Source organism: Pseudomonas sp. MWU12-2345, from assembly GCF_023242385.1.
Classification (GTDB): domain Bacteria; phylum Pseudomonadota; class Gammaproteobacteria; order Pseudomonadales; family Pseudomonadaceae; genus Aquipseudomonas; species Aquipseudomonas gingeri_D.
The window spans coordinates 676,499-697,538 of record NZ_JALLJA010000001.1; the positions used below are offsets into that span (position 1 = coordinate 676,499).

Consider the following 21,040-nt stretch of genomic DNA (forward strand, 5'->3'; position numbering starts at 1 on the left):
GCATTATAAACCCTCACCGACCCCACTTGGAAAACCCCATGAAAACCCTGACCCAAGCCCCCCTCGCGCCCCTGCTCGACCGCCTGTTCGCCGAGGCCGATGAAACCTGGCCAACCCTCGTCGCCGCCGCCGGCAATATCTCGGAAGAAGAGCGCGTGCGCCTGATGTGCAGCAAGACTGACTACCTCGAGTTCTATACCCGCCTGAAGGATTTTCCCCTGGCGGTCTCGCGAGAGACCGGGACACTCCTGTATATGCTGGCGCGCAGTTGCACGGCACGGACCATTGTCGAATTCGGCACCTCGTTCGGCCTCTCGACCCTGCACCTCGCCGCCGCCCTGCGGGACAATGGCGGCGGCCGCTTGATCACCAGCGAATTCGAGCCATCCAAGGTGCTACGGGCACGGAACAACCTGGCGCTCGGCGGGCTGCTCGACCTGGTGGATATCCGCGAGGGCGATGCCTTGCAAACCCTCAGTGTCGACCTCCCGGAAAGCATCGACCTGGTCCTGCTCGACGGTGCCAAGGCGCTCTACCCCGAGATCCTCGGCCTGCTGCAGAGCCGCCTGCGGCCTGGCGCGCTGATCATCGCCGACAATGCCGACCATAGCCCCGAGTACCTGGCACGGGTGCGCAATCCTGCCGAGGGTTACCTGTCCACGCCGTTCGCCGAAGACGTCGAACTGTCCATGTGGCAGGGCTGAACCAACCGGGGGGCTTGCGGACACGGATAGACCGGCTTGTCCCCCTGTCTCAGGATCGTCATCCGCTTGAACGATTCAGTGGCTATGCTGGTCAAGTTATTTCCTGCCCCATGAAACCCAAGGTGACGACGCCATGACCAAGACGTATAGCTACGCGGCCCAAAATCCCAAGGATTCACTCAAGCCTTTCACCTTCGAACGTCGCGCTCCCGGCGCCGACGATGTGCAGATCGAGATCCTCTACTGCGGCGTCTGCCACTCCGACCTGCACACCGCGCGTAATGAATGGCACAACACCTTGTACCCGTCGGTACCGGGGCATGAAATTGTCGGCCGGGTTACCGCAATCGGTGCCAATGTCAGCAAATTCAAGGTCGGCGACCTGGCCGGTGTCGGCTGCATGGTCGACAGCTGCCAGCACTGTGCATCCTGCGTCGAAGGTGAAGAGCAATATTGCGAGAGTGGCTTCACCGGCACCTACAACGGCCCGGTGTTCGGCGGTGAAAACACCTATGGCGGTTATTCGGACAATATCGTCGTCAAGGAAAAGTTCGTCCTGCGCATTTCCCACGGTGAAGCCAATCTGGCAGCCGTCGCGCCGCTGCTGTGTGCCGGCATCACCACCTATTCGCCGCTGCACCACTGGAAAGTCGGTCCTGGCAAAAAAGTCGGGGTGGTCGGTCTCGGCGGCCTGGGGCACATGGCGGTGAAAATCGCCCATGCCATGGGCGCGCATGTGGTGCTGTTCACCACCTCGCCGAACAAGCGTGAAGACGGCCTGCGCCTGGGTGCCGATGAAGTGGTGGTGTCGAAGAACGCGGATGAAATGGCCGCGTTCGCCAACACCCTGGACTTCATCCTCAACACCGTGGCCGCGCCCCACGACCTGGACGCCTTCCTCGCCCTGCTCAGGCGCGACGGCACCATGACCCTGGTCGGCGCCCCTGACAGTCCGCACCCTTCGCCTTCGGTGTTCAACCTGATCTTCAAGCGCCGCAGCCTCGCCGGCTCCCTGATCGGCGGCATCCAGGAAACCCAGGACATGCTGGACTTCTGCGCCAAGCACGGACTGGTCTCGGATATCGAGATGATCGATATCCAGGACATCAACGAAGCCTATGGCCGCATGCTCAAGGGCGACGTCAAATACCGTTTCGTGATTGACATCAAGAGCCTGAAGAAAGAAGCCAACGCGGCCTGATCGAGCCCTTCCCCCCGGCACCGCGATGACAGCGCCGGGCGCGCTGTCATCGCGGGCTTCCGAAGCCGACTATCCACTCCTGAACCTGGTGAGGTACTGTAGGAGCACGACGCGTGATCCATCGGTGGCTGCAAGAGCGAAAGCGAATGCCGGTGGCTAAGCAAGACAGGGTTGAACCGAAAGGCAAATCCCTAAATTCAAGATGAGATCAGAATGTTCAAGAAAGCTGTTTTTTGCCTGTCCCTCCTGGCAACTGCAAGTTCCGCCTACGCCAACGACGCCATTGCCTACAAAGACGAGTTCGAGAACCAATACAGTCAGTGCATTGAAAACAAGTTGGCCTCGGATTGCTGGAGCAAGGCTTTTTCCGGACACTTTGACAAGTGGCAAACCAAGGAGAAGGATCTCATCTCCAAAAGCCAGAACACACTTTCCGCCTGGCTCGGGAAACATGAAATATACAAAATACACTTGACCCCCAAAGAGACCAAAGGTGAAGTGTTTGAAAACAGAGCCTATCTGATCGAACGCGATGACGGGCAATTAATCGGTATTCATATCGGTTTCAGGCAAGTCCAAGGCCAGTGGTACGTGTCTGAACTCCTGGCCAACGCCGACGACGCCTTTATCAGATCCATACTGGATATGCCCAAGATAAAATAAGGCGGAAAAACAGGCCCCGTATGACGCTGAACTTCGTAAAGATGCATGCCCACGGCGACGATTTCGTTATTGTCGACCTGCGCGGCAAAGTCGATCCGATCACTCCCGAGGTGGCTCGTCGCCTCGGTGATCGGAATCGAGGCATCGGTTTCAATCAGTTGGCCGTGGTACTCGACTTCGAAGAGGCGGCGGCACGCTTGCTGTTCTGGAACGCGGATGGTTCCAGGCTCGAAACCTGCGGCAGTGCAACCCGTGGCGTGGCGGATATGTTGATGCGTGAGGCGAATAGCACTTCGGTTCTGCTCAGGACCGACCGCGGCTTGCTGACCTGTGTCCGCGAGTCGGATCAGCGGGTGTCGGTGGACATGGGCAAACCTTCGCTCGATTGGCAGTCGATCCCGCTTGCCGAAGAGGTCGACACCAACCGCTTGCCGCTGCCCGGAAGCCCCACGGCTTGCAGCATGGGCAATCCGCACTGCACCTTCTTTGTCGAGGATCTGGCAGCGGTCGACGTGGCGGCTTTTGGCCCCACGGTCGAAACCGATGCGTTTTTCCCCAAGAAGACCAATGTGCATTTCGTCCAGGTCATCGACCGTGGCCATATCCGTTTACGCATCTGGGAACGTGGCGGCGGTATCGCCCTGGGCTCGGGTTCCTGCTGCTGCGGGGCGGTCGTGGGCGGGATTCGTCGTGGCCTTCTGGACAATGCCGTCGAGGTGGAATGTGACGGTGGAACGGTGCGGGTGAAATGGGATGGCGTCGGCGGCGTGGTCCTGACCGGATCGGTTGAACCGATTTGCTCCGGAACCATTGCGAGCCATTTTCTGCAAACCTAGGTCCCTCTACTGATCATAGGGGCAAACACAATACCTGTGGAAGCAACTGTCTTGAGCTTTTTTTGAAAGTCATTTCAAAGGACGGTCAAGCTCCCACATTTCTAGGCCATGTAATTTCTTAAGGAAATAACCGCCGTCATATTAAACGACGTGCTCAGTCCACAATAAACAACTTGGCCCCGCTGGTAGTGGATGAGCGATGCCCCTCGTTATTGTTGCCGACCTGATAGCTCATCCCCGCAGACAGGATGAACCGACGGCCATCTTCCAGTTCGGTCTCCAGCTCGCCCTCCAGGCACAAGAGGATATGCCCTCTCCAGCACCAGTGGTCGGCCAGGTATCCGGGACTGTACTCGACCATCCGCACACGGGTAGCGCCAAACTGACAAGTCCGCCAATAGGCGGTGCCTGTCTGGCCCGGATGGGCGACGGGCTCGATAGTCGACCAATCAGTCGTACCGAAGGGGATAGCAGTCAGGTCCATGGAGCAGTTCCTTGCCGAGAAGAGCCTCAAACTCTATCAAGCCACCAGGGCGCCAGATAGATACAGATGAACAGGATCGCAGGCATACGCACCTCGAATACTGACGAGACACGAAACCTGTAAAGACTCATTCATCATCCCTTCTGGCGACTTTCCGTCCGCGCCCTTTTAGCCGCCACAAAAGCGACGATCTCTTCAACCTCCCGGGGTGTCAGGGTTCTCTTCAAGTACAACTGCGCAACCTCACACATCCGCTGGACCTCCAGGGCTTCATCGTTATCCGGTGTATTGGCCATCATCTGCTCCTGAGTCCAGCATCCTCGCGATGCCCAAACAGATAGCCTGTTTCAACCCAAGGCGCCAGCCCTGGACGGTTGGCGCCCTGCGCTTCCTGGTCGGCCTACACCGTCAAAAACAACGCCGAAGTCCAGACCCTCGACTGATCCCGCTGCCGTGCGCAGATGAACAACGGATGCTCGCGCCCCGCTTCCAGCTGCAACGCCGCCAGCTCGATCCGCCCTTGTACCTCTCGCGGCAACAACGCATCGGTGGTCCGCTCCAGGGAGACCTTCAACTCCGCCCCCGGCAGTTCCTCGATTACCTGCCCCTGGGCCAGCAGTTGCTCACCGGACAACTCCATCAGCACCGTCGGCGCATGCACATAAGGTTGTGGCTCGGACGGGTCGCCGACCTTGATGTAATTATCGATACGGCTGTGAATCTGCAAGGTCGCCCCCGCCAGTTGCGACAGGTCGATCTCGATGCTGTCGGTATCACCATTGGTATCGGTGCGAAACGCCAGTGTCGTTGCATCCTTGCGCCACACGGTCTGTTCGGGATGATCGAGACCCAATGCGCGGAAGCCCTTGATCACCGCGCCGGTGACCCGGATCTCACCCGTCCAGTAGGCACCGCGATAACGGTCCTTGATCCGTGCACCCCCCAACCGCAGGCGAATGCCGTGCCCCGAGAAACCCAGTTCCTCATGCAGGTTGCGCGACCAGACCCGCTGCTCGCCGTCGAACAACTCGACCTGCTCCCAACCCGCCTCCCCCAGCAAGCGATAATCCAGGCTCGCATCCGCCCGTGCAGTGAACACTTCACCCATAAAGTGCGCACCCTCGCGCAGGCTGGCGAACGAGCGCTCGCCGGTGGTGGCAAAGGTCCGACGGGCACGCAATGCCTTGCCGACGCTGTCACGGTCAAAGCTGTCGGCAACCACCCCGGTCAGCCCGCCACGGGAACCGAACACCGCCGTGGCTGGTACACCGCCACCGCAACGGCCCTGGTGTTCATCGCTGTTGGCGGCAGCTCCCACCCGATATCCACGTTGCAAGGCTTCGGCGTAGACCCAATGGAACTGCCCCCACGCCGAGCCCACTTCAATCAGACGTTCCAGCTCCGGATGATGCCAATCCAGGTTGCAACGACGCCCACCCACGTGCGGCATCATCAGATGGCCTTCGGGGTCCTTGGCATAGGCGGCATACAGCTCGTCCACCGGCCAGGCGCCGGGCTTGATGGTCCCGGCGGTAAACTCGTTCCATTCGAAGGAACGAACCAATCGCCCCTGGTTGTCGAAAGGAAACTCCGGCTTTCGACCGTGCAGGAACACCACATTGCGGTCACCGCCGGCGCAGGAATTGCCGCACCATTCGGTCCCGGGATAGCAGACAAAGCGACCCGGCTCATTGAGCTCGTGGATCAACTTGACCGCCTGGTCCCAGCGCTGCTCGGTGATATTGAAGTCGTTGGCGGTATAACCAAGCACATCGAGCCCGGCGACGTCACGGCCATAACTGAGGTTGTACAAGGTGTCATTGGTGCCCACGGTGTCGTCGGAATGCACATGCAGGTCCGCATAGAGCGGACGCAATGCCGTACCCGCCGGGTCGACCGTCACAAAGGCCCGGGCCCCGCGCACAAACGCCCCCTGCACCTCCGCTGACAAGCGCCACTCGCCTACCGCGCCGAACTTCAACCCCTCAAGCCGGGCAATCGCCCAACCTTCGGCCGCCAGGCGGAACGGCTGTTGCCGCTGTTCGCCTTCAGGACCGGTCAGGGTCAATAGCCCTTCCAGTGGCAGCTGGCGACAGGTATTGCCCCAGGCATCGTCGACCCGCAGCAGCACGTCGAACGCTTCACCCGCGCTGATCAGCCGCGGCACGATCAGTTGCACGCTTTGCGCCGGTCCCGGGACGATATCCAGCAACGGATCACCCGGCACTTCGGCAAACTTCGAGCTGCCCAGCGGGTCGATAAACAAGCGGAAACGGAAGTCCTTCTCGACGAAACTCTGCACCCGCGTACCCGCGCCGCCCTGGCGTCGGTCACCAAGGCGGATGACGATACGGTCGCCAGGATTGAGGTAGCCGTCGACGATATCGATGATCACGGCTTTCTGGAACGGCCGCTCATGGCCCTTCTGGTCAAAGCGCACCTTGAGGTGCTGCACCGTGGCCTGGCTCTGCCCCGGCACCAATTCACCGGCCTGATATTCGGCACTGACGTAGTTGGGACCGGCCGGGTTCGAGGTCTGGAACAACGCCCAGTCGGAGTAGAACTTGAACGCCAGCTTCAACCAGGCACCGTCCGCCAGCCCGCTGCCACCGACCTCGTAGACCAGGGTGATCTCGTCCCATTGGCCGGCCACCAGGGTCTGCCGATCACAGCTGATCGCCCCCAGGAACGGGCGTTGCTTGTTGCGTTCATACAGGCCTTGCGGGGCAATATAGTGCCCGGCTTCGCGGGGATCGAACTGATGACTCACATGACACCTCGTACGGGTTCATTGAAGGTTTGAAGGGGGCACCGGCGACTTATTGCTCGCGCCATTGCTGGTAATGACGCTCGATGCGCCGGAACACAAAGCTCTCCATCAGCCAGGCGGTCAGCCCGATCAGGACAATGCCCAGCAGCACCTGGCTGCTGTTGCCGATCTGGCCACCGGTGGAAACCATCCAGCCGATGCCCCGGGAGGCACCGATCATTTCCGCCGCCACCAGCGCCCGCCAACCCTGGCTGAAGCCGATGCGCAGGGCCGCCGTGACAAACGGCAGCGAGGCCGGCAGGTAGACATGGGCCAGCAACTGCCAGGGGCTGGCCCCCAGCGTGCGGGCCGCGCGGACTTCCCCGCCGCGAATGCCCTGCACGCCCTCCTGGATCGTCACCGCCATGGGGAACACCGCGGCGATAAAGATCACCAGCACGATGGACACATAACCCAGGCCAAAGATGATCATGATCAGCGGCGCCCAGGCGATCGGCGGGATGGCCATGAACAGGCTGTTGAGTGGCGCGATGAAGTCACGGAAGCGCGAAGACAGCCCACCCGCAGCCCCCAGCAGTACGGCGACAATCACCGCCGCGCAGAACCCGCCAAGCTCTTCCAGGACACTGGCTTGCAGGTGCTGCCAGAGCGAGCCGTCGCCCAGCCAACGCAGGGCCTCGCGGGCGACGTCCCAGGGTTGCGGCAAAATGTAGGTGGGAAAACGACTGGCCAGGGCCACCCAGATCAACAGCAGGAACGGCAGCGAGGCCCATCCCCAATTCGGTTTTGGCAAGGACATGGGCTGACTCAGCGCGAAGCTTTTTCCAGGTAGGAGGTGTCGACGATCTGCTCGGTCTTGAGCGTGGTGTCGATAAAACCCAGGTCATGGGAGTAGTTCATCAGGCGCTGGATAAACTGGATGTCCGTGGCCTCCAGGTCCGCCGACCACCCCAGCCGGGTACGGGCCTGGGCAACGATGGTTTCCGGGGCGATGGTCTTGCCGTCCGGCCCTTGTACCGCTTCAAGCTTGAATGCCTCGGCGATGATCCGGTTCGACTCGTCAGGATGTTCGTTGAGAAAGGCAATGGCCTTGCGATGCGCGCGCAGCAGTTTGACCACATCGTCCGGGCGCTCCTGCAAGGTTTTCGGCAGCGCGATCACCACGTACCAAGGGTACTGGGGCAAGGCCTGGTTGACATCGAACAGGACCCGGCTCGAACCCCGCAGCAAGGATTGGCTGACAAAGGGTTCCCAGGAGAACGCCGCATCGACGATGCCACGCTCCAGGGCCGCGTTCATATTGCCGGGGGGCATGTCGATAATATCGAGATCATGGTCAGGGTTGAGCCCGGCTTTTTCCTTGAGCACATAGCCGCGCAGCAGCACGTCCATGCCGCTGCCCTTCTTCACCCCGGCAAGTTTTTTACCCTTGAGCTCGGCCAGGGCGTTGATCGGACTTTTGCTGTCGACGATCACCGCCGCCTGGCCGTAATTGACCTTGGCCAGGATCCGGCTCTGCAAGCCTCGGGAAAACCACTGGTACACCGGTGGCGTACCGACATAGGCCACGTCCAGCTCACCGGCCGCCAGCGCCTGCTGGATCACCGGACCATCACCCAGCGCCCGGAGATCCACGTTCAGGCCTTCGTCACGGTAGTACCCCTCCTTGTCCGCGATCAATGCCGGGGCGTTGGCCATGGCAAAGACATACCCCACCCGTAGCGGCTTGGCTTCCCCAGCGACGGCCAATGAACTGCCGGCCATGGCGGCAACCGACAATGAAAGGGCAAGCAGCGTACGTTTGATCATCGGATCGACTCGAGTTCAAGGCAGGGAGAGGGAGAGGAAACACGGGCCTCGGACAGCGCCATGACCTGGGAAATACGCTCCATCAGTTCATTGCGGTAATCGAGGAAAGCCGGCAGGCGGCGGGTTTTCAGATTGGAGCGTGGCCGTGGCAGCCGGATCTTCAGTTCGCTGTGAATACCGCCCGGGGCAATATTGAGGACGATGACCCGGTCCGCCAGGAACACCGCTTCGTCGATATCGTGGGTAATGAACAATACGGTCTGGCCCAGTTCGGCCCAGATGCGCAGGGTTTCTTCATTCATGTGGTTACGGCTGATGGCATCCAGTGCGGCGAACGGCTCATCCATCAGCAAGACCTCCGGCTCCAGCGCCAGGGTACGAGCCAGCGAGACCCGTTGCTGCATCCCGCCGGAAAGCTGATGGGGCAAACGTTGCGCGGCCTGCTCCAAGCCGACCAGGCGCAGGTACTGCATGGCCTGTTCGCGCTGCTGCGACTCGCTGCTATCAGCGGCCATGCGCAAGCCGAAACGGACATTTTCCAGGGCTGTCAGCCAGGGAAACAACTGCGGCGACTGAAACACATAACCCAACTCCGAACGCTCCGGGCTCACCGTGGCCTGGTTCAAACGGATCTGCCCCGCCTGCGGTCGGACAAACCCCGACAACAGGTTCAGCAAGGTGGTCTTGCCACAGCCGGACGGCCCGAGAATTGCGACAAACTCACCGGGGGCGGCACTGAGACTGAAGGAGGAAAACACCCGATGACCATTGGGGTAGCTGAAGCTGATCTGCTCGACGCTCAATGCATCGGCTGGCTGCGGCGCACAAAGGAAGGTTTCTGGCATGGCAAGTGTCGTCAGGTCGTCTACAATGGGAATACATGACATAATACGTATTAATACAAGTCATCCCAATAACCGATTTTTATAACCTTAGAAGTGAAGGCTCCGCCGGGCGCCAGGCTTCTCAGATCACGGAACCCCGCAGTGTCCACGCCCATTCTTCGTGACAGCACCACCTCGCTCTACGAACAGATCGCCCATCAGTTGCTGGAAGAGATTCAACGCGGCGCCTACGAACCCAGTGGCAAGCTGCCCTCGGAGGCCGAGTTGGGCCAGCGCTTTGCGGTGAGCCGGGTGACCATCCGCCTGGCCGTGGGCAAGCTCAGCGACGACGGCGTGGTGGAACGCAAGCAAGGCAAAGGCACCTTCGTCGCGGCCAAGCAGGTTCGCCATGGTCTCGATGCCTTGCGCAGTTTTCATGAGGCGCTGTTGTTGCAAGGCCTCAAGCCGAGCATGCGGGTCCTCGATCATCAGTTGCAGCCGGTGCCCGAGGCGCTGCACGCCCTGTTTGCGGAGACCGACCAGTGCCTGCTGCTGGAGCGCCTGCACTTTGTCGACGACGACCCCATCGCCCTGGGCCGCAGCCATCTGCCGGCCGAACTGGCGAATGTAGTGTGGACGGCTGTCGAGAACCGCCCGATCTATTCGATCCTGGAATCGATCACCGGCGCCCCGGTCACCCGCGCCGATATGGCGATTCGCGCCCAGGAAGCCGACAAGCACCTGGCCAATACCCTGAATGTGAAACGTGGCGCGGCGCTGCTGGTGATGGAGCGCACCTCGTATTTTGCCGATGGCCGCTGCTGTGACCGGACCACCTTTTTTATCCGTCCGGAGCGCTATGCGTTTGTCCTCAGCGGTGTATTCAAATCCAGCCCCGCTTCTTGAAAGCAGAGCCTGGCAATCGACTTCGGTCTCCCCACTCTGCCCTCTCGGACCACCAGGATGCAGTCGCCGATCTCAAGGAATCAGGACTGAGCAAGCGGCTCAGCGCCGATGCGCCAGGGAACGTACCAATCGGTCACCCAGGCTTTGCACGCCCTGCACCAGAATCACCAACACGATCACCGTGGCGACCATCACCTGGTTGTTGAAGCGCTGATAACCATAACGAATCGCCAGATCCCCCAAACCGCCACCGCCGATGACCCCGGCCATGGATGAAAAGCCGATCAGCATCACCAGCGTCAGGGTGATCCCCGCCAGCAAGGCCGGCAGGGCTTCGGGCAACAGTACTTTGAAAATCACATGGCGAATGTCACCGCCCATGGACAGGATCGCTTCGATCCGTCCCTTGTCGACGTCATCCATGGCGTTCTCGACGATACGGGCAAAAAACGGAAAGGCACCGATGGTAATCGGCACCACGGCGGCGGTGCTGCCCAGGGTGGTGCCGACAATCAGCCGGGTCAGTGGAATCAAGGCGATCAACATCACCACGAACGGCAGCGAGCGGCCGAGGTTGACCAGCGCGCTGAGGCTGCTGTTCAAGCGGGGCATGGGGTACAGGCCACGGCGGCGGCTGACAAACAGCAGGACGCCGAGCGGCAAGCCGATCAGCAAGGTGAACAATCCCGCCAACAGCACCATATAAAGCGTTTCGCCCGTGGCATTGAGCAGCAGTTGGAAAATCTCGTTCCAGTCGACGGTTCGATTCATGACGGCTCAGCCCTGCCCCCGCGCTGCTTGAGAAAATCCACCACCTTGGCCAGTTTCAGCGCTGGGACGGCCCTCTTGAACGGCAGGTTGTAGCTCGACAGCAAGGAGCGATCGCGAGACGAATCCCGCTCGGCCGGTAATCTTTCCAGCGGCCCGGACTCCAGCAGCCGCCCCTGATCCAGCACAGCCGCGTGATCGCAGATCGACTTGATCACGTCCAGCTCATGGGTGATCAGCACAATGGTCAGCCCCAACCGGCGATTGATATCGCGCAACAGCTCAAGAATCGATGCCGTGGTTTCCGGGTCGAGGGCGCTGGTGGCTTCATCCGAGAGCAGATAGGCCGGCCGCGCAGCCAGGGCCCGGGCGATGCCTACCCGCTGTTTCTGCCCGCCGGACAGTTGCGAAGGAAACGCCTCGGCCTTGCCCCCCAGGCCGACCAGATCCAGCAGCTCGCGCACCCGCGCCTGGCGAGCGGCCTTGGGGAGACCGGCGATCTCCAGCGGCACGGCGATATTGTCGAAGACATTGCGCGAATGCAGCAGGTTGAATCCCTGGAAGATCATGCCGATGCGCTGGCGCTGTTGGCGCAATGCCTGGTCGGACAGCAGCGTCAGGTCCTGGCCGTCGATCACCACGCGTCCACTGCTGGGACGCTCGAGCAGATTGAGACAACGCAGCAAGGTCGACTTGCCGGCACCGCTACGCCCGACAATCCCGTAGATCGCACCGTCCGGAATGCTCAGGGACACCTGGTCGAGGACCGGCGCCTGTCCTTCGCCGTAGCTTTTGCTCAACTGCTCGACGCTGATCATGGCTGGCGGTCCGCGACCGTCACCGGAATCACAGAGCCCGAGTAAGTGTCGGTGATGAACTTCGCCACCTGGGCTGAGTTGAGGTCCTTGGCCAGCTGTTTGATCCGAGGGTCATCCTGCAGTTTCGGAGTGGTCACCAGGATATTCGCGTAGGGATTGTTCGCCGCCTTTTCCAGGCCCAGGGCATCCTTGGCCGGGGACAGTCCGGCCTCCAGCGCGTAGTTGCCGTTGATCACCACCAGGTCGACATCATCCAGGGCGCGGGGCAACTGCGGCGACTCGATCTCGAGGATCTTCAACTGTTTCGGGTTCTCGGCAATGTCCTTGGGCGTTGCCTGGTCAATGGCCGGATCATTGAAGCCGGGCTTGAGCTTGATCAGGCCATTGTCTTGCAGCAGGTACAGCGCGCGGCTGAGGTTGGTGACATTGTTGGGCAGCGCGACGGTACCTTTTTGCGGCACCTGGTCAAAACTTTTGTGCCGGTGCGAATAGATCCCCAGCGGCTCGATATGCACGGTCGCCGCCACCACGAACTTCTGCCCCAGGGCCTGCTCCTGGGACTTGAGGTACGGCAGGTGCTGGAAGTAGTTGGCGTCGACATCGCCATGGGCCAGCAGCTCATTGGAGTTCACACCGCTGGGAATCTCGATGATCTTGAGGTTCAACTGCGGGTCGATTTTCTGCACATACGCGAGGATCTGTGCGTGGGGCACCGGGTCCGCCGCCACCCGCAGCGGCTCGGCCGCCAGGGCGCCGAACGAAGAGAACAGGCCCGCCCAGACCGCCAGGGTCAATCCGGTTTTTTTCAACATGCTGATAGTCCTTGATCAAATGATGGGGGTCAGGCGCTCAGCGCCTTGGGGAGCAGTGCATCGGCGTAGAAGCGTTGGGCAACATCGGGGTGGGAACGCAGGCGGCCCTTGAGGTAGTTCCAGCCGACATCGCGTAACAGTGGATTGGCTGGATCGCTGGCCGGCCCCCGCGCTTCGCGCAACAGCGCCGTCGGCAAGGGATACAGCGGCACCACCGCATCCAGTTGCGCGCCGAGGAAAAAGGCAATCGACAGGCGCTCGCTGCCCAGTGGCGGAGACTGCACCCGGTGTACTGTGGCCCGCAGATAACCGTTGGTGGCCAGTTCGAGCAATTCGCCGATATTCACCACCAGGGTATTGTCCCGGGGCAACGCATCAATCCAGCGGCCCTCCTCGACCTCCACTTGCAGACCCGCCTGCTGGTCCTGCAAGAGGAAACTGAGGAAGCCGGAATCCTTGTGGGCACCCACGCCCTGGCGGCTTTCGCCTGGTGCGCGGCCGGGGTAGCGGATCAGCTTGATATGTTCATTGGGCCTGTCGCCATACAGCGGGTCGAAAGCCTGTTCGTGCAATGACAGGGCCTGGGCGAAAGCCCGCAGCAGGCGCAGCGACATGGCGGTCATCGCCTGCTGCCATTCCAGCAGCAACGGCTTGAGTCGCGGCAACTCGACAGGCCACAGGTTCGGGCCTTGCAGGCGTGCCCAACGGGGGGTGTTTTCATCCAGCGCCAGGGCTTCACGCTCGGCACCGACATCGAACTGTTCGCGCAGGTCCGGCTGGCCCCGGGTGATCTCCGAAGCCGCGCGGTTGTACCCGCGAAAGTGTGGCGAATGGATCATGCCGACCGCGTTTTTCGCCGCCTCGGGCAAGGCGAAGAGCTCTCGGGCATGGACCTGGACCTGCTGCAACAGCGCGCTGTCGATGCCATGTCCGGTCAGGTAAAAGAAGCCCACGTCCCGCGCGGCATGGCGCAGTGCATCGAGAAAGCCCTGACGCTGCTCGCAACTGCCCTCAAGCAAGGACAGGTCCAGCAAAGGCAGCGCGGTGATGTCCAGCGAGTTCGGCATGGTTCACTCCCCTGTGATTTGAAAAGGTATTCATCCCGCAATCAGTCGAACTGACACGCCGATAAACAGCTGCTCAAGGCAGGGGAAAGACAAGGAACCCAGCGATTGATCAGCACTGGGTTAAAGCTATACGATCTTAAAAACCCTCAATAAATATCTTTTTTGCATTAGCTTAGGCTGTCGTCAGCGGCCACCACAACGAAACCCACAACCCTCGCTGCGCCACCTCATCGCAGTACGCCAGGCGGATACGCGCTCCGGTACGCTCGGCAATGGCCTTGACAATGGACAGCCCCAGCCCGGAACCGACTGCCTGGCTGCCCAGGCTGCGATAGAAGGGATCGAACACCCGCTCGCGTTCTTCAACGCTGATACCGGGGCCGTTGTCCTTGACCTGCAATAGCACTCCACCCTGCTCCCGGCTGACCCATAGGTCGACACGGCCACCGGCGGGCGTATAACGAATGGCGTTGTCCACCAGATTCCTGACCAGCGCCAGCAGGTCGATCTCGCTGAGCGCCAGGTGCACGTCCTCTGCCCCTTCGACACCGATATCGATCTGCTTGAGTTCGGCCAGCGGCAATAAGTCCTCCAGTACCCGACGATAGACCGCGTGCACCGAGACCGGCGCGCTGGACGGCGTCGCGTTCGACTGGGCGGTGGCCAGCGCCAACAGTTGCTCGATCAGGCTCTTGCCCCGCTCGATGCCCCGCCGCAAGACAAACAGGCGCTCCCGGGCCAGCCCCGACATCTCGGTGGCAGCCAGCCGCTCGGCTTGCAGGGACAGTGCAGTCAGCGGCGAACGCAATTCGTGGGCGGCGTCAGCAACAAAACGCTGTTGGCTTTCCATCGACTGGGCGACCCGGCCGAGCAGGCGATTGATCGCCAGCACAAAGGGCCGGACTTCAGCCGGAACATGCTTTTCGTCAATCGCGTGGAGCTCCTGCTCGCCACGCTGGTCGATCTCCGCCGCCAGCACCGTGATAGGCCGGAACAACTTGCGCAACAGGTCAGCCACCACCAGCAGCAGCACGGGAAACAGGATCAGAAACGGCAACAGGCCGCGCCAGGCACTTTCACGGGCATCCCTGTCACGGATACCGGTTTCCTGGGCCACCGCGATGCGCTGACCGTTGCCCAAGGTCCTGACCAGCACCCGGAACGGTTCGCCAGCAACCGTCAGAGTCGACAGGCCATCGGCCAGGGTCGCCGGTAGCGGCAGCGGTCCACCGGTCTCGACATTGGCCGGGGCTCGCTTGTCATCGCCCAGATACTGCACGGTCACCCGGGACTCTTCATCGTCGCCGGCAACCACGCCCTCCGGCCGTGGATAGGTCAGCGTCATCTGCTGGCGCTCGAACAGCACGGCCACCTGATGCAGGGTGTTGTCCTGCATTTCGAGGGCCTCGTCGAAAGCCGAGACAAAGGCAAAGACCCCGGCCAGCACGGCGACGATCAGAATCGCCAGCGACAGCGAGACCGACAGCCTGAGCTGGACCGACTCACTCAGGCGTTTTTTGAAACCATCCATCCCATGCCCCTGACGTTCTTGATCACGTGGCTGCCCAGCTTGCGTCGCAAGCCGTGGATCAGAAATTCCACCGCGTTGCTTTCCACTTCGTTGTCCCAACCATAGATCCGGTCTTCCAGATCGCTGCGCGAGAGAATTGCCCCCGGTCGGATCAGCAGGGCCTGCAACAAGGCAAACTCGCGACTGGAGAGCTGGACCTCGGGGATTGCCTCGGTACTGGCTTGTTTCGAGATCAGGTCGAGGGAGACCACGCCGTTGCTCAGTTGCGACAGCGCGGTACCCCCCTTGCGGCGCAGGACGGCGCGCATGCGCGCGAGCAATTCCGCCATGTCGAAAGGTTTGAGCAGATAGTCGTCGGCACCACCATCCAGGCCCTCCAGGCGATCATCGAGGCTGTCGCGGGCGGTGATGATCAACAGCGGCACGCCGTTACCGCGAGCGCGAATACAACCCAGCACTTCGAGCCCGTCCTTACCCGGCAAGCCGAGGTCGAGCAGCACCAGGTCATAGTGCTGGGTGTCCAGCGCCGTGAGGGCGGTCGTGCCGTTGTTGACCCAGTCGGCGGCGTAACTGGCATCCATCAATGCGCCCTGGATCGCCTCGCCGATCATGGGATCGTCTTCGACCAGTAATACCCGCATATCCCTCTCCGCAAAAAAAAGACTCGGCGCTCATCCTGCGTGATGATTGCCGAGCCTGCATTGAAGCACCTGTTCACCCGTGCACGAAGCGATTTATCGGGTCTACAAAGCTCGAACCGGGTGACTCAAGATCATTTTTTACCTTGCATGGCGTTGAAGGTTTTCAGCAACTCATCCATCGTCGCCTTGCAGTCGGCCTGTTTCGGGCTGCCGGCACGCAGGGCTTCCAGCGAGTTGTCGATGGCCTTGTCGAGCACGTGCCAATCACTCGCGGCACGCGGCTTGAGGCCGGCTTCGGCGGAGTCCCAGGCCAGTTCCAGGTCCTTGATCCGCGTCTTGGCGCCCGCCAGATCGTTCTTCTCGACCAGGGCCGCGACATCGACGGCAATGTTCTGGAAGGCCGACAGGTCGCCGAGTTTCGAGGCCGTGGCCTGGCTTGCTGCCACAGGTGCGCTGGCCGTGCCCGGTGCCGCGGCAACCTTGGCCGCGTCAGTGGGTTTGGAGCAGCCGGCGGCCAGGCCGAGGACGGCAATCACGGAAAGAACAGCGGCTTTGCGCATAACGGTTTGAACGTTGAACATGACAATTCCTTGGGTGTATTTGAATGGGTTATTGAGTGGCGAGCTTGCGGTTGCCGACGCTGAACTGCGCGACGACCACCAGGATCAGGATGACGCTGAGGAAGATCGCGCTGGTCCAGGCGGCGCCCATGCCCAGGCCGCCGTAGGTCTTGGCCTGGGTCAGCAGGTCGCCCAGGGACGCACCGAACGGACGGGTCAGGATGTAGGCGATCCAGAAAGTCAGCACGGCGTTGCCGCCCAGGCGCCAGGCGATCAGGGTCAAGGCGATCAACCCGGCGAAAATCAGCGAACCGAGGGTGAAGCCAAGCCCCAGGGCCTCGGTGGCCAGGTCGCCCGCCGCCGTACCGAGAGCAAAGGTGCAGAGCACTGTCGTCCAGTAGAACCACTCCCGGCGCGGCGTGACGATTTCATTGATCGAAAGGTTGCGTTCGCGGGCATACCAGATGCCGAAATTGATCGCCAGCAACACCGAGAAGATCGCCGTGCTGACATACAGGCTGATGCCCAGCTTGTCCGTGAGCAGGTCGGTGATCTGCGTCCCGACCACACTCACCAGCACCACGCTGAGCCAATAGATCCAAGGGGTGTAGGCATGGGTTCGCAACTGGCCGAACAAGGCGATGGCCAGCAGTACGGCCATGCCGATGCTGGTCAGGCCCTGCCCCAGGCCGGCGTCGACGGCGAGGAAATCGGCCGCGGTTTCGCCCACGGTGGTGGACATGATCTTGATCACCCAGAAGGACAGTGTCACTTCCGGAACCTTGTTCAGCCAGTCGGCTGTGGTCAGCGCTTTCATCTGCGGGCGTCTCCTTAACGGCGCCACAATCGGCGCAGGGAGGAGACTACCCAGGTAAACTTAGCTGAGACTGAGGGGGCGGCGCTATCGAGCGGTTCCGTCAGGCCTGAGGGAGGAATGAAGAGAGCGGCGCTCTGATCCCATTACATCCCCCTGCGATTATCCCGAAACTCTTAATACGCCCTTAATCATCGAGGAAACTTGACCACTTGGCCGAGCCGACGAAAGCACAAAGCGTCAAAAATAAGTGATTTAATCGCCCTTGCGTCAAATTATGTTTTCTATTTGACACATATTGAAATGGTTTTCGGGCGATGCTATAAGTCAGACACACCCCATTTGGATCCATATAACAGAGCACATCCAGCCAACCGGAGCCCGCTTGTCATGCCTAAACTCCGCACAATCAAACATACGTTTGACTTGGTTAGAGAAGTTGAGAACAACATCCCTGGGGCCAGCACAAAAACCTATGTAGATGTCTTGACCTGGGTATTCTATAAACTGGAAATAACACGATTTGCCTATGTCTACCTCGATTCGCACTTAGTTGATAACGGTGATATCTCGATCCATAGCAGCTACCCCGCCGAATGGGTTGAGACCTACCGCAAGCAGGCGCTCTACAAGTCCGACCCGGTGATGGCCAACGCGGCCATCACTTCGCGGCCGTTCTTCTGGACGACGGTAAACGATTGCACTCATGCGCCCAGCAAAGTCTTCGAACAATCCGCGCGCTATGGCATTGATCAAGGCTTCAGCATTCCCCTTCATGAGCCCGGCAGCGCCTTTGGTTCCCTGCACCTGCCCTGTGTTGAGGGCGACCCTGACTTTGATCGTATCGTCCAGTCGAACATGTTCCTGATCAAGGCCATCGGAACCATTGCCCATCAATATCGACCGATTGAGGTGAGCCAGGAAGAGCTTCTCTCGCTGAGTCCCAGGGAAATTGAATTCCTCCACTGGCTGGCCCTCGGCAAGAATTACCAGGAAATCGGCCTGATCATGAATATCACTGAAAGGACGGTGAAATTCTACGCCAAGAAAATCACCGAAAAAATGGGCTGTACCAATGTCAAGCAGGCCATGGTCAAGGCCATTCGGCACAATATCTTTTAACTGTCCACGCTCGAGTCGCCCCCCTTCATCGCCGCACAGGTCTCGCACTTGCGGGGCCGACTCACGTGTTCTCATCACGCCAATATTACTTTCGAGGCCAAGTTATACAACGCCATACTGGCAAACAAACCAATGACCAATGAAACAAATCTATTGACCCGATTACCAGATATTATCGATGGCAGATTGCGCCCAAAGACCGTTCCCAGTCCCACCCAAACAATCCCCACGGGAAGAATAACCAGGGAGAAGATCGCCATGAATGAAAGATAACTTTCCAGGTGCATGAAGGTTCCGGCGGGGGCAACGAACGAAGCAAAAAACAGCCCTTTCGGATTGGTCAGTGTCGCCAGGAACAGCGCCGAAACCGAGATGGCAGCGGGCTTGCCTGACGTATCCAGATGCACCGAAAACCACAGCTTCAGCGAAATGTAGAACAGGAAAACCACCGCGAGGATCTTCGTCGCCACCACCACCCAGCCGTAATTGGCGGTCAGCGCATCGATGGATATACCCCAGGCGGAAATCTGGATCAGGTAGGCCATCCATTCGGCAAGAATCAACTTCAGCGAATAACCGCCCAGACCGCGACTGACCCCAGACTGCAGCAGCAGCGAATTGGTCGGCCCTGGCACCAGTAATACCGTGAGCATTGCAATTGCAATGTAATACATGACCCCCCCGAAAATCCAAAATAGATTTATTTTCCAGTCGACTTATTTTCCAGAGTGGAAAATCCGTTTTCTTATTAACAGCAAAAACACCCTTGCCTTTGTTGCAGCTTGATGAATTCGCGTCCAGACTCTTCAAATAGAAGGCCAACTCGTGAGCATTGCCACAGCGACGGGGACCACATTCTTATAATCCCCCACCCATCACAGTTATCGTACAACCTGCCAAACACCGATAAACAGGCGGGTCAGCGAAAGTCTCACGACGACAATTAAACAGTACTTTGCCCTCGCCAGCCACCTGCACTTAAGTACAGTTGCCGCGCTTATACAGGATCACTATAAATAAGCACCTCCTCCCTATCCGCGACGTACTTATGATCGGCTATTTCCCTCACTCGTACATTTTCTCCGAGCACTCGTACATTTTCTCCGACGTGCATATCGCTATCGCCAGCTACAGCGAACTGCCGACCCAGGCATTAGAGCAAATACTCAGTATCCGCAAAGCCGCTTTTATCGATCGCCGGAAATGGGATATTGAAAGCTACGCCGGCAGCGATTATGAATTCGATGAATATGACAATGATGATGCGATCTATATTTACTCCCACAAAGGGCCACTGGTGACCGGTTGTGTCAGACTTCGCCCCTCCTGTAAACCGACCCTGATGTGTGGCGCCTTGAGCTTCATGCTCAGTGACGATCTGTCCAGGCCCGACCCGTTTGACTGCTGGGAGGCCACCCGCTTTGCGCTGTTGAGCACCGACACATCGAGCAACGACTTCAGCAAGACCAAAGTTGATTTTCGTACCGCCGCACTGTTCATGGCAATGTTACAGTTTGCCCGTAGCCAAGAGGTCAGCACTTATGAGGTTATTGTAGATGCCATGATGGAAAAAATTCTAAGGCGCTCTGGCTGGGCCCTCCATCGACACAATGTGGCACAAGGCAGCAAGGGTGAGAAAGTCATCTATGGCACCTTGGAGTGTACGCCCAGAATCTATGACAATATGCTCAAGATAAATCATATGCAGTGCCTGACAGGCGATCAGCTGCCGTTGATTGCATTGCCTGCGGTCGATTACGGCGCGACTCATTTAAGCAACGCAACTCGTTATATGACCCAAATAAACTAATACGTACCAATAATCCTCATGGACCGTGGGCGGCGCTTGCCGATGTGCCCAGAATAAAAAAATGGAGAACGGATGAACTTGCAAAGACTTTTCCCGTCAGTCGGCAAAGTGATTGCCAGCACCGGCAACCGTAATTTTCCGCGCGTGCTGCATGACCTGATTGCTGCCCAACTGCCCGTCGACGCCACGCACATCACCGAGCTGCGGATCGACACCGCGAATGCCGCACAGTCGATCACCTCGAGTATCGGTGGCGTGGGCATCAGCCCGATCTGCACCGACACCCTGATGAATGCCTCGTCGGTCAAGCAGCCCGCCCAGCCAGGTGACGACACCTGGCCGGCACCTCAAACCGAGCTGGCCTGCTGCCAGCGAGCGTCCACGCAGCACGCTTCCCCCAACCACCTGCACCTGATATGCCGCACGAAAAATCGCTGCTACGCGCTGTCGGTCTATCGATCCAATCCGTCCCTGGGATTTTCCACGCAGGAACGCGCGCTCCTCCAGGATTTCTCCTGCCTGTTGCTGCCCATGATAGGCGAGCATATCGAAGCCCTGTTGCCGACGCCGGTCCGTCAGGAAGCCCTCTCGATCACCCAGGAGCTGGAAAACGGCGGCATGGATGCCTTGCGTCAGCGCTTTATCGAACGCCTGGAGATGTCCGGGTTGAATCTGTCCTCACGGGAAACCGAAGTCTGCGTCGGCCTGCTGGCCGGGCGTACGGCACCGGAACTGGCCGACCAGCTGGCGCTACGGGTCAATACAGTGGAAAGCTATCTCAAGCGTGCCTCCATCAAGATGGGCATCGGCGGCCGTCGTTCGCTGATCCGCTGGATGCATTCGGCGGACGCCAGGACGGGCCTGGAAAACACCCTCGCCCTGCAAAACGCCCTCTGACGT

22 protein-coding genes are annotated in these 21,040 nt (G+C 59.8%); 8 read left to right on the forward strand and 14 right to left on the reverse strand.

All coding sequences use genetic code 11. The features are described from left to right. Positions 1-38 precede the first annotated feature (38 nt). From M5C71_RS03010 to dapF, 4 genes are all read left to right on the forward strand, one after another. Positions 39-704: an O-methyltransferase gene (locus M5C71_RS03010; protein ID WP_248767162.1), complete on the forward strand. Its 666-nt coding sequence runs from the start codon at positions 39-41 to the stop codon at positions 702-704. Positions 705-837: 133 nt separating this feature from the next. After that, positions 838-1,905 (forward strand): NAD(P)-dependent alcohol dehydrogenase, encoded by a 1,068-nt coding sequence (locus M5C71_RS03015; RefSeq protein WP_103499861.1) that lies wholly within the window; start codon positions 838-840, stop codon positions 1,903-1,905. Positions 1,906-2,118: 213 nt separating this feature from the next. Then, a complete protein-coding gene (locus M5C71_RS03020; RefSeq protein ID WP_103499859.1) occupies positions 2,119-2,568 on the forward strand; it encodes a hypothetical protein in 450 nt (149 codons plus the stop codon). A gap of 20 nt (positions 2,569-2,588) precedes the next feature. Beyond that, a complete protein-coding gene (gene dapF / locus M5C71_RS03025; protein ID WP_103499860.1) occupies positions 2,589-3,404 on the forward strand; it encodes a diaminopimelate epimerase in 816 nt (271 codons plus the stop codon). A gap of 154 nt (positions 3,405-3,558) precedes the next feature. Here dapF and M5C71_RS03030 read toward each other — a convergent pair whose 3' ends face one another. The 5 genes from M5C71_RS03030 to M5C71_RS03050 form a co-directional block, all read right to left on the reverse strand. Then, entirely contained in the window at positions 3,559-3,888 is a 330-nt protein-coding gene (locus tag M5C71_RS03030; protein WP_103498106.1) for a DHCW motif cupin fold protein, read from the reverse strand. Between the two features lie 400 nt (positions 3,889-4,288). Continuing rightward, complete coding sequence (locus M5C71_RS03035) at positions 4,289-6,658, reverse strand: hypothetical protein (RefSeq protein WP_103498107.1); 2,370 nt, start codon at positions 6,656-6,658, stop codon at positions 4,289-4,291. A gap of 49 nt (positions 6,659-6,707) precedes the next feature. Then, positions 6,708-7,457, reverse strand: a complete 750-nt coding sequence (locus M5C71_RS03040) for an ABC transporter permease (protein WP_103498108.1) — start codon at positions 7,455-7,457, stop codon at positions 6,708-6,710. An 8-nt stretch (positions 7,458-7,465) separates the two neighbouring features. Beyond that, complete coding sequence (locus tag M5C71_RS03045) at positions 7,466-8,467, reverse strand: ABC transporter substrate-binding protein (protein WP_152738659.1); 1,002 nt, start codon at positions 8,465-8,467, stop codon at positions 7,466-7,468. Continuing rightward, the gene (locus tag M5C71_RS03050; RefSeq protein ID WP_103498110.1) at positions 8,464-9,312 is read right to left on the reverse strand and encodes an ABC transporter ATP-binding protein; all 849 of its coding nucleotides are present in this window, start codon (positions 9,310-9,312) and stop codon (positions 8,464-8,466) included. The genes M5C71_RS03045 and M5C71_RS03050 overlap by 4 nt, the downstream gene beginning before the upstream one ends. Before the next feature lie 141 nt (positions 9,313-9,453). On the opposite strand from M5C71_RS03050, the gene M5C71_RS03055 reads away from it, so the two are divergent. After that, the gene (locus M5C71_RS03055) at positions 9,454-10,197 is read left to right on the forward strand and encodes a GntR family transcriptional regulator (RefSeq protein WP_103498111.1); all 744 of its coding nucleotides are present in this window, start codon (positions 9,454-9,456) and stop codon (positions 10,195-10,197) included. A 99-nt stretch (positions 10,198-10,296) separates the two neighbouring features. Here M5C71_RS03055 and M5C71_RS03060 read toward each other — a convergent pair whose 3' ends face one another. The 8 genes from M5C71_RS03060 to M5C71_RS03095 form a co-directional block, all read right to left on the reverse strand. Next, positions 10,297-10,968, reverse strand: a complete 672-nt coding sequence (locus tag M5C71_RS03060) for a methionine ABC transporter permease (protein WP_103498112.1) — start codon at positions 10,966-10,968, stop codon at positions 10,297-10,299. After that, complete coding sequence (locus M5C71_RS03065) at positions 10,965-11,783, reverse strand: ATP-binding cassette domain-containing protein (RefSeq protein WP_103498113.1); 819 nt, start codon at positions 11,781-11,783, stop codon at positions 10,965-10,967. The genes M5C71_RS03060 and M5C71_RS03065 overlap by 4 nt, the downstream gene beginning before the upstream one ends. Next, positions 11,780-12,595: a MetQ/NlpA family ABC transporter substrate-binding protein gene (locus M5C71_RS03070; protein WP_248767163.1), complete on the reverse strand. Its 816-nt coding sequence runs from the start codon at positions 12,593-12,595 to the stop codon at positions 11,780-11,782. Before M5C71_RS03070 ends, M5C71_RS03065 begins: the two co-directional genes overlap by 4 nt. Before the next feature lie 29 nt (positions 12,596-12,624). Beyond that, a complete protein-coding gene (locus M5C71_RS03075; RefSeq protein ID WP_177100468.1) occupies positions 12,625-13,662 on the reverse strand; it encodes an isopenicillin N synthase family oxygenase in 1,038 nt (345 codons plus the stop codon). Between the two features lie 172 nt (positions 13,663-13,834). Continuing rightward, positions 13,835-15,193 carry an ATP-binding protein gene (locus tag M5C71_RS03080; RefSeq protein WP_248767164.1) on the reverse strand — a complete coding sequence of 453 codons (1,359 nt, stop codon included), beginning with the start codon at positions 15,191-15,193 and terminating at the stop codon, positions 13,835-13,837. Beyond that, positions 15,169-15,834 carry a response regulator gene (locus M5C71_RS03085; protein ID WP_103498117.1) on the reverse strand — a complete coding sequence of 222 codons (666 nt, stop codon included), beginning with the start codon at positions 15,832-15,834 and terminating at the stop codon, positions 15,169-15,171. Before M5C71_RS03085 ends, M5C71_RS03080 begins: the two co-directional genes overlap by 25 nt. A 131-nt stretch (positions 15,835-15,965) precedes the next feature. Continuing rightward, positions 15,966-16,415, reverse strand: coding sequence for a hypothetical protein (locus tag M5C71_RS03090; RefSeq protein WP_248767165.1), 450 nt, complete (start codon positions 16,413-16,415; stop codon positions 15,966-15,968). Positions 16,416-16,443: 28 nt separating this feature from the next. After that, positions 16,444-17,211: a hypothetical protein gene (locus tag M5C71_RS03095; protein ID WP_103498119.1), complete on the reverse strand. Its 768-nt coding sequence runs from the start codon at positions 17,209-17,211 to the stop codon at positions 16,444-16,446. Positions 17,212-17,598: 387 nt separating this feature from the next. Here M5C71_RS03095 and M5C71_RS03100 point away from each other — a divergent pair, with 387 nt between their 5' ends. After that, positions 17,599-18,330 (forward strand): LuxR family transcriptional regulator, encoded by a 732-nt coding sequence (locus M5C71_RS03100; protein ID WP_177100490.1) that lies wholly within the window; start codon positions 17,599-17,601, stop codon positions 18,328-18,330. Positions 18,331-18,404: 74 nt separating this feature from the next. Here the strand turns inward: M5C71_RS03100 and M5C71_RS03105 are convergent, their stop codons facing one another. Next, positions 18,405-19,004, reverse strand: a complete 600-nt coding sequence (locus M5C71_RS03105; RefSeq protein WP_103498121.1) for a threonine transporter RhtB — start codon at positions 19,002-19,004, stop codon at positions 18,405-18,407. Between the two features lie 374 nt (positions 19,005-19,378). Here M5C71_RS03105 and M5C71_RS03110 point away from each other — a divergent pair, with 374 nt between their 5' ends. Both M5C71_RS03110 and M5C71_RS03115 read left to right on the forward strand, forming a co-directional pair. Continuing rightward, positions 19,379-20,140, forward strand: a complete 762-nt coding sequence (locus tag M5C71_RS03110; protein WP_103498122.1) for an acyl-homoserine-lactone synthase — start codon at positions 19,379-19,381, stop codon at positions 20,138-20,140. 72 nt (positions 20,141-20,212) lie between these two features. Continuing rightward, entirely contained in the window at positions 20,213-21,037 is an 825-nt protein-coding gene (locus tag M5C71_RS03115) for a helix-turn-helix transcriptional regulator (protein ID WP_152738637.1), read from the forward strand. The last annotated feature ends 3 nt before the right edge of the window (positions 21,038-21,040 follow it).

What these genes read in the sequence shown, in the direction of transcription:
- M5C71_RS03010 (WP_248767162.1), top strand. Translation starts at nt 39, where the DNA reads ATGAAAACCCTGACCCAAGCCCCCCTCGCGCCCCTGCTCGACCGCCTG.
- M5C71_RS03015 (WP_103499861.1), top strand. Translation starts at nt 838, where the DNA reads ATGACCAAGACGTATAGCTACGCGGCCCAAAATCCCAAGGATTCACTC.
- M5C71_RS03020 (WP_103499859.1), top strand. Translation starts at nt 2,119, where the DNA reads ATGTTCAAGAAAGCTGTTTTTTGCCTGTCCCTCCTGGCAACTGCAAGT.
- dapF (WP_103499860.1), top strand. Translation starts at nt 2,589, where the DNA reads ATGACGCTGAACTTCGTAAAGATGCATGCCCACGGCGACGATTTCGTT.
- M5C71_RS03030 (WP_103498106.1), bottom strand. Translation starts at nt 3,888, where the DNA reads ATGGACCTGACTGCTATCCCCTTCGGTACGACTGATTGGTCGACTATC.
- M5C71_RS03040 (WP_103498108.1), bottom strand. Translation starts at nt 7,457, where the DNA reads ATGTCCTTGCCAAAACCGAATTGGGGATGGGCCTCGCTGCCGTTCCTG.
- M5C71_RS03045 (WP_152738659.1), bottom strand. Translation starts at nt 8,467, where the DNA reads ATGATCAAACGTACGCTGCTTGCCCTTTCATTGTCGGTTGCCGCCATG.
- M5C71_RS03050 (WP_103498110.1), bottom strand. Translation starts at nt 9,312, where the DNA reads ATGCCAGAAACCTTCCTTTGTGCGCCGCAGCCAGCCGATGCATTGAGC.
- M5C71_RS03060 (WP_103498112.1), bottom strand. Translation starts at nt 10,968, where the DNA reads ATGAATCGAACCGTCGACTGGAACGAGATTTTCCAACTGCTGCTCAAT.
- M5C71_RS03065 (WP_103498113.1), bottom strand. Translation starts at nt 11,783, where the DNA reads ATGATCAGCGTCGAGCAGTTGAGCAAAAGCTACGGCGAAGGACAGGCG.
- M5C71_RS03070 (WP_248767163.1), bottom strand. Translation starts at nt 12,595, where the DNA reads ATGTTGAAAAAAACCGGATTGACCCTGGCGGTCTGGGCGGGCCTGTTC.
- M5C71_RS03075 (WP_177100468.1), bottom strand. Translation starts at nt 13,662, where the DNA reads ATGCCGAACTCGCTGGACATCACCGCGCTGCCTTTGCTGGACCTGTCC.
- M5C71_RS03080 (WP_248767164.1), bottom strand. Translation starts at nt 15,193, where the DNA reads ATGGATGGTTTCAAAAAACGCCTGAGTGAGTCGGTCCAGCTCAGGCTG.
- M5C71_RS03085 (WP_103498117.1), bottom strand. Translation starts at nt 15,834, where the DNA reads ATGCGGGTATTACTGGTCGAAGACGATCCCATGATCGGCGAGGCGATC.
- M5C71_RS03090 (WP_248767165.1), bottom strand. Translation starts at nt 16,415, where the DNA reads ATGTTCAACGTTCAAACCGTTATGCGCAAAGCCGCTGTTCTTTCCGTG.
- M5C71_RS03095 (WP_103498119.1), bottom strand. Translation starts at nt 17,211, where the DNA reads ATGAAAGCGCTGACCACAGCCGACTGGCTGAACAAGGTTCCGGAAGTG.
- M5C71_RS03100 (WP_177100490.1), top strand. Translation starts at nt 17,599, where the DNA reads ATGCCTAAACTCCGCACAATCAAACATACGTTTGACTTGGTTAGAGAA.
- M5C71_RS03105 (WP_103498121.1), bottom strand. Translation starts at nt 19,004, where the DNA reads ATGTATTACATTGCAATTGCAATGCTCACGGTATTACTGGTGCCAGGG.
- M5C71_RS03110 (WP_103498122.1), top strand. Translation starts at nt 19,379, where the DNA reads ATGATCGGCTATTTCCCTCACTCGTACATTTTCTCCGAGCACTCGTAC.
- M5C71_RS03115 (WP_152738637.1), top strand. Translation starts at nt 20,213, where the DNA reads ATGAACTTGCAAAGACTTTTCCCGTCAGTCGGCAAAGTGATTGCCAGC.